Source organism: Bacillus infantis, from assembly GCF_008180445.1.
GTDB classification, from domain to species: domain Bacteria; phylum Bacillota; class Bacilli; order Bacillales; family Cytobacillaceae; genus Bacillus_AB; species Bacillus_AB infantis_B.
This window is the reverse complement of record NZ_VTER01000007.1, coordinates 191,902-207,554: the sequence shown is the minus strand read 5'-3', so window position 1 is coordinate 207,554 and position 15,653 is coordinate 191,902. Positions and strand designations below refer to the sequence as shown.

Genomic DNA, 15,653 nt, shown 5'->3' with positions numbered 1-15,653 from the left:
AATCTTTATTCTTCATATCGGTGGTTAACTTTTTGAATAAGTGCCTTATGAAAGGCTTGACTTTTCGTTAGTGTTGCAACTTGCTTTCCACTTGAATCTTCCGAAAGACACTCATACATAATTTGTACACTTTCTTTAAATATGTCATCAAAAGCTTGTTCAACCTCTTCAGACCATAAATTAAAGTTGACTTTTCCCTTTTCACCTATTACAGGTAGTTTACCGAAACGCTTTTGACTTATAGCAGAAAATGTAGATAAAATAAAGAAATCACCGGTGTTTAAAAAGGAGTAGTCATTTATTTCTTTACCTTTAATATCAAGGTATTTTAGAATATTTCTGTTTTTCTTATTTCGTTTATAACTCCTATACTCGCTAATCTTCTCCATCATTTTATTATAGATTTCAAAAGCAAATGCCACCCTTGAGGCATTAATATTTTTTAGAATTGTTTCTAAATTTTTTCGTTCAAACAGTTTTGCTTTATTCAACTTCGCTACCGGGGCTAATCCCTCATAAAAACTAGCCTGTAGTTGTATTGCTAAATCAAGTTGTATTGCCTTGCTATTGTTGACACCTAAAAGCTGGGTTTTTTCTTTCCTACTAAGGCGTTTTTTCAATAAATCCAGATTATTAGCTTGTCTTTCAAAAAAATAACCCATTCTTTTTAAGTCATCTTCCAGGGTCCTTATAATTGGCAAGTTAGATATTAAATAACTATCTTTTATTTCTGTTTGTGAATTCAAGTATATCGAAATATTTTGTTTAATGACCGAATCTTTAATATCTATAATAGTTACCTGAACTAATCCTTCTTTTAATGTTCCTTGGTTTTTAGCTTCTAATAGACTATTCATAGTTTGACAGCCATTTACAACCATTGGATTTTTTATTTTAATAATTTTTCTAAGATCAGAGTTTTGAACTTTGGGAGATACAATAACTATTCCGTTATTGTACAAATGGAAGTGACTCACATCATTTCCAGATGCAGTTTCAATAATTCCCTTATTGAATTTATTTTCTATTCCGTGAAAAAGTCTGACGTTCTCATCAAAAATTACACTTTGATATTTTTCACAGAGATCTGCTAGTTGCTGTAAGGAAGCATAAATAGTATAGGTTGTCGAATCCTCATCCATTAATACGCCCGTGCTTGTTCCAAATTGTTGTAACTCAACTGTAAATTCTTGCTGAAATTTACCTTTTTCATAAAGGATATCAGTTAAGTCTTTTTTATCTAAAAGTACCCAATCCAGATTATTCCCTGTTCCTTTAATCTTCTCTAATTCTGTTTGTAAGGTTATTTCAGCTGTTTCACTCAAATTATCAGTATAGGATACAAAAGTTAATCTAAAAGAGAAAATGTTACTTTCATTAATCTCTGCTACTTTGAGTCTTAATTCCTCATTTGCATTTGAAGGCACTTTGCCACTCGAACAGATATTGTAACCTCGGAGAAAACTTGATACATCTTCCTGTGTTATTTTTTTTGATATATTTTCTTCCTTATCAGGAAATTTAAATTGATATATATTAATTAACTCGTTATCATCATCAATTATAACAGCATCAATTCCCCAGTCATTATGACCGTCTGTTATTGATTCTTGAACTATGTTCTCATTGAAGCCTTCTACGTTGTGGAGATACCAATGTGCAAATGCCTGACTCTTCTTTTCATAATCAATCTTATTCTTTATTTCTATCACTTCTTCACATATCCTTTGATAATACGAATTATATAAACCCTGATAATCATTAGAGATGTTCTCTAACATTTAAACCCCTCCGAAATTTTCATTTTTAGTATAATTTTACCTTATAATAAAAAGTTTGTCGAAGTTACTATTATTGACTATTTTTTATAATCGTCCTCCCTATCGTTTTGTGATTGTAGAATTACAAAAAAAATTATAAAAATTTGTTGAACAAAGTCAGGGGCCTGACCCCACACACATTAAAGCAGTAAACTACAAAAAACCGCACAGTCTCACCAACTGTACGGCACTAATATGTATATTATGGCGGGACCGCCTGGGAATCGAACCCAGCTGACCTGGCACGCAGGTCACGAGCGGTTTTGAAGACCGTGAGGGACACCAGTACCCCATTCAGCCCCGTGAGTAAAGCAGTTATGTGCTGCTCTTGTTATTTGGCAATAATGATATTATGCCGGATTTGAGCTGAATTTTCAAGCCTTTAGCTCCAGCTGCCGGTTCCTTTGCCTTTATTCTGCGCCTGGTCATCTTCCGCAATCATTTTCAGCAGCTTTTTATTATTCTTGTTAATTTCAAATTGCACCTTGTATACCCGGAAAAGCTGCACCATGAAGCGGATCCATAGAAAGACGGCCAGTGCTGCCAGGACAAAGAAGATGATGGTTTCGACGGCTCCTTCAATAGGCCTGAAAAAGCTCATGAAGAGTCCATAGGCGATACCTGCTGCCACGAGAAGAGCGATGCGCAGGAAAATCTGCAATAATAGCCCATCCTTTTGTTTTTGAAGCTTTTCTTTTTCCTGCTGAAGACTGCTTCTGCTTTCCATTATGTTCTCCTCCTCTTTTTCCTTATTGTACCATCAATTAAGTTTTTATGGCTTGGCCATTTCCCCTATGTTTCACTTTTTATACAGGATTCGGCTTGTCTCCTTCCCTTCATATGCTTATAATAAAATTAAATAAGAGAATGTAATGTAGGTGAATAGAATGACAACAGAGCTTACTGGCTGGTTTTTGGTATTTATTTTGTTTTGGGTGGTTGTGCTGGTATCACTGTTTGCGATCGGCGGCTTTTTTATGTTCCGGAAGTTTTTGAAGCGGATGCCTAAAGAGGATGGGAAGTCGATCCTTGATTGGGAAGAGCATTATGTGGATAAGACGAGGAGCTTATGGGCCCAGGATCAGAAGGTGCTCTTGGAGGATTTGGTGAGTCCGGTGCCTGAGCTTTTCCGTGATGTGGCTCGGCAGAAGATTGCCGGGAAGATCGGCGAGCTGGCATTGAATGAGAAGGCGAAGCGCATTACGGAGGATCTTATCATCCGCGGTTATATTCAGGCGACTCCAAAGCGTGACCATAAATTCCTGCGCCGCAAACTGACTGAAAGACAAATTGATATGGCTCCTTATGAGCATTTATTCTAGAAACCATTCTGCTGTACGTGGAATGGTTTTTCATTTTTGCCCAATAAAAAACACCGAAAGCGAGTTCGATGTTTTCACTGTTTATACGGTTGTCTTTGTATCCAATGATGTACCATTGAGCTCATTGTAGATCTTTTTGTAGTTCAGGTACATGGCGATCCGCCAAGGGACGATCATGCCGAAAGCAAGGATCCAGAACATGCCGCTCAGCTGTCCGACGTCGATCGAGGAGCTGAGGATCAGCTTGGCCACAATCCGGACGACAAGAAGGCCGACCAGGATAAAGGCAAAGGCCTTTGATCTTTTTAAGAAAATATCATTATCACGCACTTCAAATGCCGAGGTTTTGATCAACAGGATTGAAAACAGCATGCCGACTCCGGCAGCTTCTAATATCTCAAGCGGTGTGACGCGAAAGTACGGAAAGACGAACATCAATGCGCCCGTGCTCATGAATAGCGGCGGCAAGATGATCTTTTTGGCTGAAGCAGGTTTCTTGGCTGCCCGCATCCGGATGAACATGACAAATACAGCCATGCAGATGGCTCCGATCGAAGAAGCTACAACCATGTTCATAGCATTCATCCTTTTTATGTTTAATATTTACCATTATATTATATCCTAAATTCCTCTGTTTAGAAAATATTTTTCAGGACTTTGGACATCGGTGCAAAAAGAAAAGCCATTTAAGCAGGCTTAAATGGCTTTGGGTCAGCTGAGGACCCGGTTGACTGCATCGAGCACGCGGCCTTCATCAAATGGCTTTACAATAAAATCTTTGGCGCCGGCTTCGATGGCTTCAACGACCATCTTCTGCTGGCCCATCGCTGAGCACATGACTACCTTGGCTTCAGGAAATTCCTGTTTGATTTCCTTCATGGCTTCCAGGCCGCTCATCTCCGGCATGGTGATATCCATGGTTACAAGCTCCGGCTTGAGCTCGCGGTAAAGGTCAATTGCTTCGCGGCCGTTTTCGGCCTCCCCGACGATTTCATGTTCGGCTTTCTTTAAGATGCCGGTTAAGGTGAGTCTCATGAATTTTGCGTCATCTACAATTAATATTCTTGCCATGCTGGTTCCCCCTCGACACTGCAACAGAAATCAATCTATTATTATGTATCTTTCTATATTTACACACGTCAAAAAACAGTTTCAGATAAAAGAGCACATATTTCAATATAACGGAATATGAGGGAGAATTCAATCCATAGAATCCGACAAATTTCGCTTTTTCTTCATTTTTCAAGTTGTAAATGATGGAAATATAAAAGAAGACCCGGCAATTTCGCCGGGCCGTCCTTTAGAAGCCTTTAAATCCGCCAAACATAGCTGTGAATAATGAAATGATCTGTGTCATCCAGTCAAAGAACAGCACAATACCCATGACAATCATCACATAGCCGCCGATCTTCATGATTTTCACGTTATTGCGGCGGATCCATTGCATTTTGCCGATAAAGAACGACAGCACGAAGAATGGAATCGCAAATCCGAGTGAATAGGCGATCATATACACAAGGCCTGAGCCGGGATTAGAAGCAGCGAGCGCCCATACCGACATAAGGATCGGTCCTGTGCATGGCGTCCAGCCGGCTGCAAAGGCAAGGCCGATCAGGACTGAACCCAGGTAGCCGCCAGGCCTGTTCTTGAATTCCAAACGCCTTTCCTTCATAAGCGCCTCCGGCTTAAAAACGCCTACAACCATCAATCCGAAAATGACGATGAATATGGCTCCGATCTGCCTGATCAGATCATTATGATCGCTGAATATTCTTCCGATAAAAGATCCCCCAAAGCCGAGGGCAATGAAAATAATGCAGAACCCGAGCAGGAAGAAAAGGGTATGCAGCATGCTGCGCTTCTGCAGCATCGCGTTTTCTTCTTTAAGCTCGCCCACTGACATGCCGGTTATGTATGATAAGAATGCGGGATACAATGGCAGGCAGCAGGGAGAAATGAAGCTCAGGAAGCCCGCTCCAAGGGCGATGAATATATTGACATCTGTCATTCAAGACACCTACTTTTCCTTGATTCTTTACCATTTTAACAAAATCTCGCCAAGAAAGATAATGGACACCCTGTGAACACTTTGTGACCTACAATAACTATATTAAAAACATATAAAGGACATGTTATAATTTTGATAATGTTTTTGTCATATCCGGGAAACTTTCTTTTGAATTAATTACCATTATTCGATATACTGTATGAGTAACTAACATTATTTGTTATAATCTTTCATGTTTTTACATGGTTTTGATTTGGAAACATACATAAGGACAATAATAAAATGGTGCCTCTTTTAAATCCACAGGAAAGGACTATCAGCCGTGGCAGGAAAACAAGAATTACTGTCTCTGATTGAGAATAAGCGGGCTGAACTAATCCAAGTCGCCATGAAAAATGGCCTGCATTCAACTGCTGCGATTAAGTACAGTCAGGAGCTTGACCATCTCTTGAACGAATATAACCGTATTTTTATAAAAAAAGTTCAGACACAATAGAAAAACAGCTTGGAAGCTATATAAGCCCAAGCTGTTTTTATTTTGTCTGCTAAGCATTGCCGACTGCGTCTTCCACCCTATCGACTGAGCCATTCTGCAGCAGGTACATTTTATGGTACAAGCCTTTTAATGCGAGCAGTTCCTGGTGGGTGCCCCGTTCAACGATTTCCCCCTGATGAAGGACAAGGATCAATTCGGCATCCTGGATGGTGGAAAGCCTGTGGGCGATGGCAATGGTTGTGCGCCCCTTCCTCATCTTTTCCAGGGCCGTCTGGATGGCCTCTTCTGTCTCAGTATCGATATTGGCGGTCGCTTCATCGAGCACAAGGATTTTCGGGTTGGCTGCAATCGTCCGTGCGAAAGCGATCAGCTGCCTCTGTCCGCTGGAGAAGGTCGAGCCCCTCTCAACCACCTTGTGATCGTAGCGGTCATCAAGCTTCTCAATGAAGGTATGCGCCTGAACGAAATGGGCAGCTTCTTCTATTTCCTTATCGGTCATCTCCTTATCATGGAGGCGGATATTGTCCTTGACCGTTCCATAAAACAGGAAAGGATCCTGGAGGACAAGGCCAAGCTTTTCCCTCAGCTCTTCCCTTGGATAAGACTTAATCGACTGCCCGTCAATCAGAATGTCGCCCCTTGAGAATTCGTAAAATCTCATCATCAAATTGATGATCGAGCTCTTTCCGCTTCCTGTATGGCCAACCAGCGCCACTGTTTCGCCCGGCTTGCTAGTAAAGCTGATGTTTTTCAGCACATCCCGCTTCCCATCATACGAAAAGCTGACATCCTTGAATTCAATCTGTCCATCCCCGATTGAAAGCTTCTCTTCCTTCTGCGCGGGCGCAAGCTCTTCTTCATCCAGGAGCCTGAAGACCCTCGAGCCTGCAATGATGGCCTGCTGGTACATGGAAAGCCGCTGCATCATATTGTTGACCGGCTCGAAAAAGCGGTCCAGATAGCTGACAAACGCGAACAAGACCCCGACTTCAATCGGATTGCTGAATGAGGTGATCCCGAAAAAGCCCAGGACTATTACAAGCGCAAGTGTATAGACAAGATCGATTGCCGGCCTGAGGAGCAGCCCATCGACCTTGATGTTCCTCATCCCTGCATCATAATGCTTTTGGTTGATGTCTGCGAACTCTTTGCGCAGGCGCTTTTCCTGCCTGAACACCTGGATGATCCCCATTCCCTGGAGCGACTCGCTGAGCTTCGCATTGAGCTGGCTGAGCCTTTCTCTCATATCCTGATAAAAGCGCGAGCTGTATTTGCGGTACATCTGCATGATCATAAAGATGATCGGCAGGATCACCAGACAGAATAAGGCCAGCTGGACATTCAGGGCAAACATCGCGATGAATATCCCGATCAGGAGGAAGCCGCTCTGGATGAAGATGACCAGTACGCTGACAAACATATCCTTGATGGCCTCTGTATCATTTGTGACGCGAGAGACGATGCTTCCGGCCGGCGTCTGGTCGAAATATTTCAGGCCGAGCGACTGCACCTTTGAAAAAACGTCGATCCGCAGCTGCTGAATGATTTTTAAAGCGATCTCCTGGAACTTGAGCAGCTGGAAATAAGAGATCAGGACATTCATGATCTGGATGCCGATATAGCCTGCACCGAGCAGGAATAAAGGCTCAAATGACAGATTCCTTGGGGTCAGATAATCATCAATGAATATTTTGACAAGGATCGGCCCCATGATATCGCCGATCGTTGTCAGCAGCAGCAGGCTGAAGGCGAAGATAAGCGTTGCTTTATGCGGCTTTGTATAAGCAAGGAGCCGGTATAGGACGGTCCGCTGTTCTTTCTTATTGATATCCTGCTGGTTATGCTCCATGATTTCTGCCTCCGTGCTCTACAAGTTCTTCAAGCTGCTGGCGGAGATACATGCTCTTATACCAGCCTTCTTCTTCCATCAGCTCGTCGTGTGTGCCTTTTTGCGCGATCCTGCCCTCATCGAGCACAAGGATCAGATTGGCATGCTGAATCGCACTCAGGCGGTGGGCGGTGATGATGGTCGTCTTGCCTGCCCTGTTTTTCCTGAGGCCGTTCAGGATGGCTTCCTCTGTCTTCGCATCAACTGCTGACAGGGAGTCATCCAGGATCAGCACTTCCGGGTCCATCATGAGCGCCCTGGCAATGGAAATCCGCTGCTTCTGCCCGCCAGACAAGGAAACGCCTCGCTCACCGACAACCGTTTCGTAGCCTTCCGTAAATTGAAGGATATCTTCATGGATATTGGCAAGATTTGCTGCCTTGAATACTTCCTCCCGCTCAGAGGAAGGATTCGCAAAGGCGATATTTTCTGCAACCGTGGCTGAAAAAAGGAAATGATCCTGCGGCACATAGCCAATGGCCTCATGCAGCTTTTCGAGCGTATAATCATTGACTGAGTGGCTGCCAAAGCGGACATCACCTTCAAAACCGTCAAATTCCCTGATCAATAGCTTTAGGAGCGTTGTTTTCCCGGCACCTGTCTTCCCGACGATTCCAAGGGTTTCCCCTCTTTTCAGTTGAAAATGGATGTCTTTGAGGACAGGTTTTTCCTCGTTAGGGTAATGAAATTTATTGATATCATAAACAAGATCCCCGCTCGGCACGCTTGCGAGGGCCCCCTCCTTGTCAGCCACCTCTGCCTTTTCGGCAAGCAGGCTCATGATCCGGTCATTAGAAGCCCGCCCTCTTTCGACTATGTTAAAGAGCCAGCCAAAGGCAAGCATCGGCCAAATCAAAAGGCCCAGATAAGTTGTAAATGAAACCAGTTCCCCGATCGTCAATTCGCCTGAAATCACATATCCGGCACCAAAAGCGACTGACAGGAAAAACGAAACCCCGACGATGATGCTGATTGTTGGATCGAATAGTGAATCTACCTTGGCCACTGAAATATTTTTCTCCACCACATCATGTGATTGCTTGCGGAAATCCTCTATATCTTCTTTTTCCTGGCCAAAGGTCTTAATGACCTTGATGCCTGTGATGCTCTCCTGTGTCTTATCATTTAAAGCAGAAAAAGCTTCCTGTGCCCCATGGAAGCGCTTATGGAGGAGCGTCCCATACCAGCTGGTCAAAATCGCCATGAGAGGCATCGGGATCAGGCAGATGAGCGTCAGCTTCCAGCTGATGGTCGCAGCCATGGCGATAATGACAAATCCGCCTGTGGCAAGCGAATCGACAAGGGTCAAAACGCCTGAGCCGGCCGTCTGCTGGACCGCCTGCAGGTCATTTGTCGCATGAGCCATCAGGTCCCCGACCCGCCTTCTTTGGTAAAACGATTGCGGCATTTCTGTAAAATGCCGGTACAGCCTGTTCCTCAGCTGCCTGGACAGCTTGACGGCAGACCCGAAAATCATGATCCGCCAATAATAGCGCAATATGTACATCATGAGTGCGGCTCCGATCAATATCAGGAGCCAGTTGACAAGAAGGCCGCTGGTCAAAGTATCGTTTTTGATATGATCAACCACAATCCCGATGACTTTTGGCGGAATCAGCTGCAGGAATGCTACAAACAGCAGCAGGAAAATCCCTGTCACATACGATTTCTTCTCTTGCTTAAAAAACCACATTAAATCTGCAAATACTTTCATGCTTGCTTCCCCCGGCTCTCATGTTCCTGAATTTTCCTCCATTATGCTCCAAATAGTTTATCAAATATTTTAAAAATAAGAAAGATTTTTCAAGGGTCACACTAAAGACAAATTCATCATTTATCTGAATCCGTGACATTGGCAGGGACAAGTTGGAGCGTACAAGCATTAACTATAGAGATAAAAAGGAAAAGAGGTGTTTAAATGTCTGCTGGTATTCCATCTTTGCCAAGCCTTCCGACTGTCGTAACAGTCTGCTGGTTCCGGAACCCATTAAGTCCTGTATCACTGAGAAGGATTTCCCAGGCGACTGTTCTGGGAAATGATGCAGAAGCCTGCCTTGAGACACTTGAAACAGGAGCCCTTTATGGCCCGGCATCAGAATGTCTTCTGGCTAACGGCTTTCAGCTCGTGACTCTTCTTGATTTCGGCATCTACGGATTTTCCGTTTTCACATCCACGCCGGAAGAATAATAAAAAGAGGACAAGTATCCCTGTCACCCAGGTGCTTGTCCTCTATCAGCTTCCGTTTCCGTCATAAAGACGCACAAAATGCTTTATCAGCTCTTCTTCTGAAATTTGGATCCGGTGCTCAAGGTCTTTCGTCCGCAGGACATATTCCTTAATGCCGATAAATTCGGATTCAGCAATCAGCCAGAATACTGTACCAGGTTTGAATCTGCCGTTAAAGCCGGTTTTCAATCTGTATTTTTTCATGTTACCCTCAGCTTAACATTTACTATATTTATCTAAAAAGCCGCTTCCTCTGTCATGATCACAGAAAAAGCGGCTTTCTTGATGTACAGTGATGGCCCAGTAATAGATTCTATTACAACCAGCAGTCCTATGTAAGCCTTACTTGCCGGACTGCTTGTTCATGGCAGACATCATCTGATTGATTTTCTTCTGGGATGGTTAAAGTCTTTAACAGTAAATAATACGAATAAATACTGTTATATCAACGTTTTGTTAACTACACGTAACAACTTTTTCTACTAAGAAAAATATACCGTATATTTACTAGATTGTCTAACCTTTTCTATCAAATAGTGGCTAATCTTTCATACTATATAATAGAAGGAAAAATAAAAAGCACTACTCCTTTTATAGAGCAGTGCTGGTTAATCAACCTTGAATCTTCAATGTCCTTCCGTCAGCCTGTAGTTCTAAAGTTTTGTTTGACTCCATTCTTACTTTTCCTGCTTCATGAATAAATTTAATCCATGTACCATCATCATACTTGCTAACTGAAACCACTCTTTCCGGTTTCATTTCTAAGGCTTCTGATTCAACTAATGTTCTTCCATCTAAATCAAGAACCCACTCCATGAAATCACCTCGCTTTCCATCTGTATATTCGACAATTTCTCCTATATTCCTTCCTGATTATTCCGTCACAATATTTTTAAAAGCACCTCATAATTCATCCTTTTAAGCTCACTATCCAAGTGCTGATCCATTAACTCCAATAGGTTATCAACGTCATCTTTTGTTATCTCTAGGGTGCGTGCTTCAACTTGTGTCATATCACCCACTCCCTTCTACCTATAAATTCTATATAGAAGAGTAGTTTTCCTTTTTTATCCATTAAATTTAGAAAGAAAACTTTATAACGCCATTCTGACTCTTTATAACAGGCTCTGAGACTGCGTTAGAGACCGACACAGGCGTTTTAACAAGTTGCTTAACATTCCCTTTAAATTTAGAATACTGTAGCTCCTTAAAAGTTTTAATGGTGTCTCTGAGGTCATCAATACAATGCACCTGTTTTACCTTAAAAGGATAGTCATCAGGATTAAATTTCATATTAATTTTCCCAACAATCAGCACCCTTTCATTCTTCCATAGTCCTTTATTGTAATAGGTAACATACCTACTTAGTTTGTCGTAAAGTTGCTTAGTGCTGTACAGGCTATTCTGAAACTCAATGTACCATTCATTATCTAGCCAAGAGGCTTTTACATCAGGTATAAAGTCGGCATTTTCAATCTTAGGCTCAATCTGATATTCCTTGATATCTGAATATCTTTGCATATCAATGAATCCCTGAGCAATCATCAGATAGTGGTCAGTTTTCTGGCTATTAATTTTTATTGGTGCTGGATTATTGTAGTAAAGGTACTGCTGGAATGATCGGTTAGTGTCTGCAATGATATACTGACTATTTCTTAATCGTTTGAGTACACGGTTGGCTGTTACTTGTGGGTAGGCATTCTCTTTGAAATGTAACTCAGCAATTTGACCAGATGAAAGTACTTTGAATTTTTCTAATGACTTCAATATCTCTAAATCCCTTTTCTTCATGAATTACTCCCCCTATAGAAATAAGTCGATTTCTTTATTTTCCTCTGGCGCAGACGGTGGTTCAACCTGAACTGCTGACTGTTTAGGTTCTCTTTGACCCTGAGTAATCTTAAAGTCATGATTCTTCCACTTATCAACCTTGAAAACATCCAGTATCTTTTCCGTTGCATCCTCATCCAAGTATGGAGATTTCAATTCAATTAGCTCATCTAGGTTCAGTAAAAATCTACCCGGATCTTCCTTGCTTATCTTCTCAGAACCCGGAGTCTCCCCTATCTTGGCGTTAGTTTTATCAACTGTTCTAAAGCCCATTCTGACAGATATAACTCCCCTTACATCCGTACTTAATATTTTGTGTGATGGTCGCTGCATAGACAAAATTACATAGATCCCATATGCCCTTCCGAGTGAACAGACCTGCAGCAAATCAGCCATAATGTCATCATCTTTAATCATTACAAATTCATCTATAGTCAAAAGAATGTATGGTGGCTTCTTATCCTTAGGTAGCTTGTTAATGTGCCTAACTTTATTCTGCTTCAGTAGCTCCCCTCTTTTAGCTAATTCATTTTTCAAGTGTGTTAATACTGGTGCTAATTCTTTCGCCAAATAGCAAACAGATTTAACATGCTTTACACCTTCATACACGTTAAACTCGCTCATCTTGAAGTCTGCCATATAGATGTGTAATTCTTCTGCAGAATACTTCTGAATTAATGTAGAGTGAATTACATGTAATATAGAACTTTTCCCCGATCCTGGCTGCCCGAATATAAGCAGATTAGGGTTATTAGTGGCATCATACATGTGAAAATTATTACTCCTATCCATACCTGCAACGATTGGGAATAAATATCCCTTTTCGTCTATCTGTTCCTTTATAAAGTTGTAATCGTACAGAATAGAATCTTGCTGCGAATTTTTTTTATAGATGGTCAAAACGTATTTTTTCAAGTCGCCTTTTAACTCGATATTCTTCCCGAAATACTGCATAAAAACAAACTCTTTCTTTTTGACTAGCTTTGGATCAGTGCCATTTAATAAGTTGAAGATAATCAACGTTTTGTTTGGTTTTCTCAGGATAGAATTGATTGTAGGGTAGATGTATTGAGTGTGATTATTATGCTTATAAGTTAGACATAATTCAGCAGCCCTGAAGCAGTCGTGTAATTTACTTTTAAGGATATACTTACCGAACATCAGTAAAACACCTTTGTAATTCCGAATATGAGGAAGCTGTAGAATGCAACAGGTAGCAGGAAACTTGTCATTGATGCAACTCTTTCTGCCGTGCTAAATTTACCTTTATTTATCAATGTTTTTTCAATCAATGTGGATAGGATAACTACTCCTGCAACAATGAAAACGCATGTATAAGGAGCATTAAAGGAGTTAATAGGCATTATTGATTGAGCGTGCATATCAAGTCCCATAAAGCCGTATAATGGCATCAGAGACTTTTCTTCTATCGTGTGTGTCCGGGCAAGGAATTCACGAAAAGGAATTGTCTCTATTTTGTTGTGACTAAACATTTCTCCTCACTCCTCTTCTTTAGTTCCCCTTCAACTATTTCCAACATTGTTATGAGTTCTTCGGACTCTTCTCGTTCAAATTTCACCATGATTTCATACCAGAATGCCTGCAAAACTGTTTCTGAGTATTCAGTTAAATCATCTTTTATAATTCTCGCTTTATCGTTCGCCATCCGTTATCACTCCTGCCTCTCTCTAAATGAATTTGCAAATATGGCTGTATTCATTTCCAACGGACTATTAATGTATTTGGCTGCAATTAATTTGGAAATATATTTGCTGATTCATTTGCTGATACTGCATTGTATGGGCAAATGACTATATTATTGCCTGTCTTCCAAGAAATATTGTGCAAAATATCTCAGAAAAATTGGGAAAGGATAATTAGTAGCGTTTGTAGAATTAATCATTGGGTGAGGTATATGGAAATTAGAAGTAAAATTGGACAGTTAATTGATGAATCCCCCTACAAAAGAGAGTACATAAGAAAGAAGTTTAATAAATCCAGAAACACGATCAGTAACTGGGCAACAGGAAAAAGTTATCCTTCAGTTCCTGAAATGTTTGAACTTGCTGAACTACTTGAGGTTAAAATTGATGATCTTTATGAAGTGATAAAAGAAGAAGAATATTAGTTTATTTTGTATTGGGAATAAATTCAAATTATTGGTGATTTTAGGTATTATTCAGTGATATAATTCTCCTATAAACAAATCAGGAGGATATCATGATACTTGAAACTGTAGGCAGTATTATCGGTTCATTGGTGGGTGCGTGGATTGTATTTTCTTTGTTTTCCTTTTTCCTTGCAACTATTACAAGATATAGATGGAGTATCAACAAAAACCTAAACTTTTCACTAGGTTTGTCGATTATCTTTGCTTTATTCTGGGGAGATTTTTGGGGATTAACCCCTGATCAATCAATTTTGCTATATGTTCCAGCAATTATCGTAATCTACTTCATTGATAGAAGACTAAAATTATCTAAAAAGTGTCCTAATTGCAAAGAACGAATTAAAGTTGATGCTGAAAAGTGTAAACATTGTCATACTGAAAATTTAAATAGAAATGTAGCATTAGAAGGATAGCCCCTCACAATTAAGTGAAGGGCTTTATTATTACTTTTTACTACCTTGTATCATTTCTTCTTTAATCGCATGGAATAGGAGTCCAACAGCATCGTCTAGAGACAGTTCACCATTGTTCAACTTTTCCCTATGTACCTTATCAATGCTTTTTTCTCCTTTATTCTCAAAACGAGCCAATACAGTTTTAGTGTCATCTAAGAATACTCTACTTGGTTTATACATGCGTACACTCTCCTTTTCTTCTTCGACTGCTGCCTTAAATACAGGTGGTTTCTTTCCATTCCTTAAATCAGCACAAGATAGGCCGTATGTCAGCTGGAAATGAGGTATATCACGGAAGCCACTCCATGCGCCTCCCCATTCCATTTTTAAATCCTGACCAATCTTACCTACTTGATACCAATCCTTTTGCCTGTCTTTGTTCGTATCAACGTTAGTATTCCAATAGATAACCGTTCCGTTACTATTAGCAATTGCAAAATCAAACGCAAGTCCAAAATTGTGGTACGAACTTCCGCCGACAGCGTTAGTCACTATTTCACCCGGAGCAGTTCTACCTTGTGCATACAATGCATTCTGTTCAGCAATCGTCCTTAAGCCTTGTGTAATTACAACATAAATCCCCATATTAAAAGCCCGTGTAATTAGCTCACGAGCCTTTAAGCGTAACTCTGGATGTATAAGGGATAGTTTAGGTTCTGCTTTGGCGAGTAATTGTTCTAAATTCACTCTTTATCACCCTTTTCTTGTTGAATAACAAGTAATTTGTCCTTAATGAATGAAGGGACTTTAACACCTAGTTGAGTAAGGTTTTCGAGTATTGATAAGCCTTCATTGGCAATATAAAAAAGCACTGTAACAAATGCTACAGAGCCTTTAAGATCCAATACAACATCAATTACATTGGCAAGAATTATAGCTCCGAAGATTCCTAACTTCCTTGCATAACCGAACCATGCTGTACGACTTCTCAGCTTCCCTTCCTTATATGCTTTTGCGACTCCTGTTACAATATCAACTATCATTAAAACGAAAAGCAGGTCTAAGTATTTTACGCTGCCAAACAAGTAAGCATGAAATACTTCTAAGTTTGCTCCAATTATCATAATTTCCACCTCCAAAATAAAAAGAGGACTGATTATTCAGCCCTCTACATGATATCTGTGAAATTCTTATTTACATTACTGTTTCCTGATGGATCATCGTCACCTTTTCCATGTACTCTGAATCCACCTTCCCAGAAGAATTGAATGGCAGTAATGAGGAATACTCCACCTAAGAATAAAACTATAGGCCAAAATTCTTCAGGGTTAAAGAAGTGAATCAGATAGAAAATTGGGTAAGTCCAAACTATTGTCCAGAAAAGATATTTAATCCTCTTCTGCCACTTTTCATTAAACTTCCCAAAAATGTATAACGGCAGCATTAAAACTAATAATGCTAACGCCACCATAAATGCATTTTCAACCAAAAAGACCA

The 15,653-nt window shown here is 40.6% G+C and carries 22 protein-coding genes and 1 tRNA gene; 5 read left to right on the top strand and 18 right to left on the bottom strand.

The annotated features are described in order from the left end of the window. Positions 1 to 5: 5 nt before the first annotated feature. The 3 genes from FZD51_RS15075 to FZD51_RS15065 form a co-directional block, all read right to left on the bottom strand. Positions 6 to 1,781, bottom strand: a complete 1,776-nt coding sequence (locus FZD51_RS15075; protein ID WP_148975532.1) for an AIPR family protein — start codon at positions 1,779 to 1,781, stop codon at positions 6 to 8. A gap of 244 nt (positions 1,782 to 2,025) precedes the next feature. After that, a tRNA-Sec gene (locus tag FZD51_RS15070) sits at positions 2,026 to 2,122 on the bottom strand. A gap of 80 nt (positions 2,123 to 2,202) precedes the next feature. After that, on the bottom strand, positions 2,203 to 2,547 hold the full coding sequence (locus tag FZD51_RS15065; protein WP_148975531.1) for a hypothetical protein: 345 nt from the start codon (positions 2,545 to 2,547) through the stop codon (positions 2,203 to 2,205). Between the two features lie 160 nt (positions 2,548 to 2,707). On the opposite strand from FZD51_RS15065, the gene FZD51_RS15060 reads away from it, so the two are divergent. After that, positions 2,708 to 3,142, top strand: coding sequence for a DUF2621 domain-containing protein (locus tag FZD51_RS15060; protein WP_148975530.1), 435 nt, complete (start codon positions 2,708 to 2,710; stop codon positions 3,140 to 3,142). Positions 3,143 to 3,223: 81 nt separating this feature from the next. On the opposite strand, the gene FZD51_RS15055 is transcribed toward FZD51_RS15060, so the two are convergent. The 3 genes from FZD51_RS15055 to FZD51_RS15045 form a co-directional block, all read right to left on the bottom strand. Beyond that, positions 3,224 to 3,718, bottom strand: a complete 495-nt coding sequence (locus FZD51_RS15055) for a CcdC family protein (protein ID WP_148975529.1) — start codon at positions 3,716 to 3,718, stop codon at positions 3,224 to 3,226. 135 nt (positions 3,719 to 3,853) lie between these two features. Then, positions 3,854 to 4,213 (bottom strand): response regulator, encoded by a 360-nt coding sequence (locus tag FZD51_RS15050; protein WP_148975528.1) that lies wholly within the window; start codon positions 4,211 to 4,213, stop codon positions 3,854 to 3,856. A 229-nt stretch (positions 4,214 to 4,442) separates the two neighbouring features. Next, positions 4,443 to 5,150, bottom strand: a complete 708-nt coding sequence (locus tag FZD51_RS15045) for a cytochrome c biogenesis CcdA family protein (RefSeq protein WP_148975527.1) — start codon at positions 5,148 to 5,150, stop codon at positions 4,443 to 4,445. A 322-nt stretch (positions 5,151 to 5,472) separates the two neighbouring features. Between FZD51_RS15045 and FZD51_RS15040 the strand changes: the two genes are divergently transcribed. Next, entirely contained in the window at positions 5,473 to 5,646 is a 174-nt protein-coding gene (locus FZD51_RS15040) for an aspartyl-phosphate phosphatase Spo0E family protein (protein ID WP_009790949.1), read from the top strand. 49 nt (positions 5,647 to 5,695) lie between these two features. Here FZD51_RS15040 and FZD51_RS15035 read toward each other — a convergent pair whose 3' ends face one another. Further along, entirely contained in the window at positions 5,696 to 7,495 is a 1,800-nt protein-coding gene (locus tag FZD51_RS15035; RefSeq protein ID WP_148975526.1) for an ABC transporter ATP-binding protein, read from the bottom strand. After that, complete coding sequence (locus tag FZD51_RS15030) at positions 7,485 to 9,248, bottom strand: ABC transporter transmembrane domain-containing protein (protein ID WP_148975525.1); 1,764 nt, start codon at positions 9,246 to 9,248, stop codon at positions 7,485 to 7,487. Before FZD51_RS15030 ends, FZD51_RS15035 begins: the two co-directional genes overlap by 11 nt. A 204-nt stretch (positions 9,249 to 9,452) precedes the next feature. Between FZD51_RS15030 and FZD51_RS15025 the strand changes: the two genes are divergently transcribed. Beyond that, on the top strand, positions 9,453 to 9,722 hold the full coding sequence (locus tag FZD51_RS15025) for a hypothetical protein (RefSeq protein ID WP_148975524.1): 270 nt from the start codon (positions 9,453 to 9,455) through the stop codon (positions 9,720 to 9,722). 45 nt (positions 9,723 to 9,767) lie between these two features. Here the strand turns inward: FZD51_RS15025 and FZD51_RS15020 are convergent, their stop codons facing one another. From FZD51_RS15020 to FZD51_RS14995, 7 genes are all read right to left on the bottom strand, one after another. Continuing rightward, positions 9,768 to 9,965 (bottom strand): hypothetical protein, encoded by a 198-nt coding sequence (locus tag FZD51_RS15020; RefSeq protein WP_148975523.1) that lies wholly within the window; start codon positions 9,963 to 9,965, stop codon positions 9,768 to 9,770. Positions 9,966 to 10,373: 408 nt separating this feature from the next. After that, entirely contained in the window at positions 10,374 to 10,577 is a 204-nt protein-coding gene (locus tag FZD51_RS15015; protein WP_148975522.1) for a hypothetical protein, read from the bottom strand. Between the two features lie 65 nt (positions 10,578 to 10,642). Then, a complete protein-coding gene (locus tag FZD51_RS26665) occupies positions 10,643 to 10,774 on the bottom strand; it encodes a hypothetical protein (RefSeq protein WP_262380926.1) in 132 nt (43 codons plus the stop codon). A 67-nt stretch (positions 10,775 to 10,841) separates the two neighbouring features. After that, positions 10,842 to 11,552 carry a replication-relaxation family protein gene (locus tag FZD51_RS15010; protein WP_148975521.1) on the bottom strand — a complete coding sequence of 237 codons (711 nt, stop codon included), beginning with the start codon at positions 11,550 to 11,552 and terminating at the stop codon, positions 10,842 to 10,844. A gap of 12 nt (positions 11,553 to 11,564) precedes the next feature. Next, the gene (locus FZD51_RS15005) at positions 11,565 to 12,752 is read right to left on the bottom strand and encodes an FtsK/SpoIIIE domain-containing protein (protein WP_148975520.1); all 1,188 of its coding nucleotides are present in this window, start codon (positions 12,750 to 12,752) and stop codon (positions 11,565 to 11,567) included. After that, a complete protein-coding gene (locus FZD51_RS15000; protein ID WP_148975519.1) occupies positions 12,752 to 13,084 on the bottom strand; it encodes a hypothetical protein in 333 nt (110 codons plus the stop codon). The genes FZD51_RS15005 and FZD51_RS15000 overlap by 1 nt, the downstream gene beginning before the upstream one ends. Continuing rightward, a complete protein-coding gene (locus tag FZD51_RS14995) occupies positions 13,063 to 13,257 on the bottom strand; it encodes a hypothetical protein (RefSeq protein WP_148975518.1) in 195 nt (64 codons plus the stop codon). The genes FZD51_RS15000 and FZD51_RS14995 overlap by 22 nt, the downstream gene beginning before the upstream one ends. A 249-nt stretch (positions 13,258 to 13,506) precedes the next feature. Here FZD51_RS14995 and FZD51_RS14990 point away from each other — a divergent pair, with 249 nt between their 5' ends. After that, on the top strand, positions 13,507 to 13,719 hold the full coding sequence (locus FZD51_RS14990; protein WP_262380925.1) for a helix-turn-helix transcriptional regulator: 213 nt from the start codon (positions 13,507 to 13,509) through the stop codon (positions 13,717 to 13,719). Positions 13,720 to 13,811: 92 nt separating this feature from the next. Next, positions 13,812 to 14,174: a hypothetical protein gene (locus FZD51_RS14985; protein WP_148975517.1), complete on the top strand. Its 363-nt coding sequence runs from the start codon at positions 13,812 to 13,814 to the stop codon at positions 14,172 to 14,174. 30 nt (positions 14,175 to 14,204) lie between these two features. Here FZD51_RS14985 and FZD51_RS14980 read toward each other — a convergent pair whose 3' ends face one another. The 3 genes from FZD51_RS14980 to FZD51_RS14970 are packed head-to-tail and all read right to left on the bottom strand — an operon-like array spanning position 14,205 to position 15,645. Beyond that, a complete protein-coding gene (locus FZD51_RS14980) occupies positions 14,205 to 14,903 on the bottom strand; it encodes a M15 family metallopeptidase (RefSeq protein WP_148975516.1) in 699 nt (232 codons plus the stop codon). Beyond that, a complete protein-coding gene (locus FZD51_RS14975; RefSeq protein WP_420886261.1) occupies positions 14,900 to 15,298 on the bottom strand; it encodes a phage holin family protein in 399 nt (132 codons plus the stop codon). The genes FZD51_RS14980 and FZD51_RS14975 overlap by 4 nt, the downstream gene beginning before the upstream one ends. A 26-nt stretch (positions 15,299 to 15,324) precedes the next feature. Next, complete coding sequence (locus FZD51_RS14970) at positions 15,325 to 15,645, bottom strand: hypothetical protein (RefSeq protein WP_148975514.1); 321 nt, start codon at positions 15,643 to 15,645, stop codon at positions 15,325 to 15,327. Positions 15,646 to 15,653 lie beyond the last annotated feature (8 nt).

Bases quoted from the DNA above. Each gene is read 5' to 3' on its own strand.
- FZD51_RS15075 (WP_148975532.1), bottom strand. From the start codon at position 1,781: ATGTTAGAGAACATCTCTAATGATTATCAGGGTTTATATAATTCGTAT.
- FZD51_RS15065 (WP_148975531.1), bottom strand. From the start codon at position 2,547: ATGGAAAGCAGAAGCAGTCTTCAGCAGGAAAAAGAAAAGCTTCAAAAA.
- FZD51_RS15060 (WP_148975530.1), top strand. From the start codon at position 2,708: ATGACAACAGAGCTTACTGGCTGGTTTTTGGTATTTATTTTGTTTTGG.
- FZD51_RS15055 (WP_148975529.1), bottom strand. From the start codon at position 3,718: ATGAACATGGTTGTAGCTTCTTCGATCGGAGCCATCTGCATGGCTGTA.
- FZD51_RS15050 (WP_148975528.1), bottom strand. From the start codon at position 4,213: ATGGCAAGAATATTAATTGTAGATGACGCAAAATTCATGAGACTCACC.
- FZD51_RS15045 (WP_148975527.1), bottom strand. From the start codon at position 5,150: ATGACAGATGTCAATATATTCATCGCCCTTGGAGCGGGCTTCCTGAGC.
- FZD51_RS15035 (WP_148975526.1), bottom strand. From the start codon at position 7,495: ATGGAGCATAACCAGCAGGATATCAATAAGAAAGAACAGCGGACCGTC.
- FZD51_RS15030 (WP_148975525.1), bottom strand. From the start codon at position 9,248: ATGAAAGTATTTGCAGATTTAATGTGGTTTTTTAAGCAAGAGAAGAAA.
- FZD51_RS15025 (WP_148975524.1), top strand. From the start codon at position 9,453: ATGTCTGCTGGTATTCCATCTTTGCCAAGCCTTCCGACTGTCGTAACA.
- FZD51_RS15020 (WP_148975523.1), bottom strand. From the start codon at position 9,965: ATGAAAAAATACAGATTGAAAACCGGCTTTAACGGCAGATTCAAACCT.
- FZD51_RS15015 (WP_148975522.1), bottom strand. From the start codon at position 10,577: ATGGAGTGGGTTCTTGATTTAGATGGAAGAACATTAGTTGAATCAGAA.
- FZD51_RS26665 (WP_262380926.1), bottom strand. From the start codon at position 10,774: ATGACACAAGTTGAAGCACGCACCCTAGAGATAACAAAAGATGACGTT.
- FZD51_RS15010 (WP_148975521.1), bottom strand. From the start codon at position 11,552: ATGAAGAAAAGGGATTTAGAGATATTGAAGTCATTAGAAAAATTCAAA.
- FZD51_RS15005 (WP_148975520.1), bottom strand. From the start codon at position 12,752: ATGTTCGGTAAGTATATCCTTAAAAGTAAATTACACGACTGCTTCAGG.
- FZD51_RS15000 (WP_148975519.1), bottom strand. From the start codon at position 13,084: ATGTTTAGTCACAACAAAATAGAGACAATTCCTTTTCGTGAATTCCTT.
- FZD51_RS14995 (WP_148975518.1), bottom strand. From the start codon at position 13,257: ATGGCGAACGATAAAGCGAGAATTATAAAAGATGATTTAACTGAATAC.
- FZD51_RS14990 (WP_262380925.1), top strand. From the start codon at position 13,507: ATGGAAATTAGAAGTAAAATTGGACAGTTAATTGATGAATCCCCCTAC.
- FZD51_RS14985 (WP_148975517.1), top strand. From the start codon at position 13,812: ATGATACTTGAAACTGTAGGCAGTATTATCGGTTCATTGGTGGGTGCG.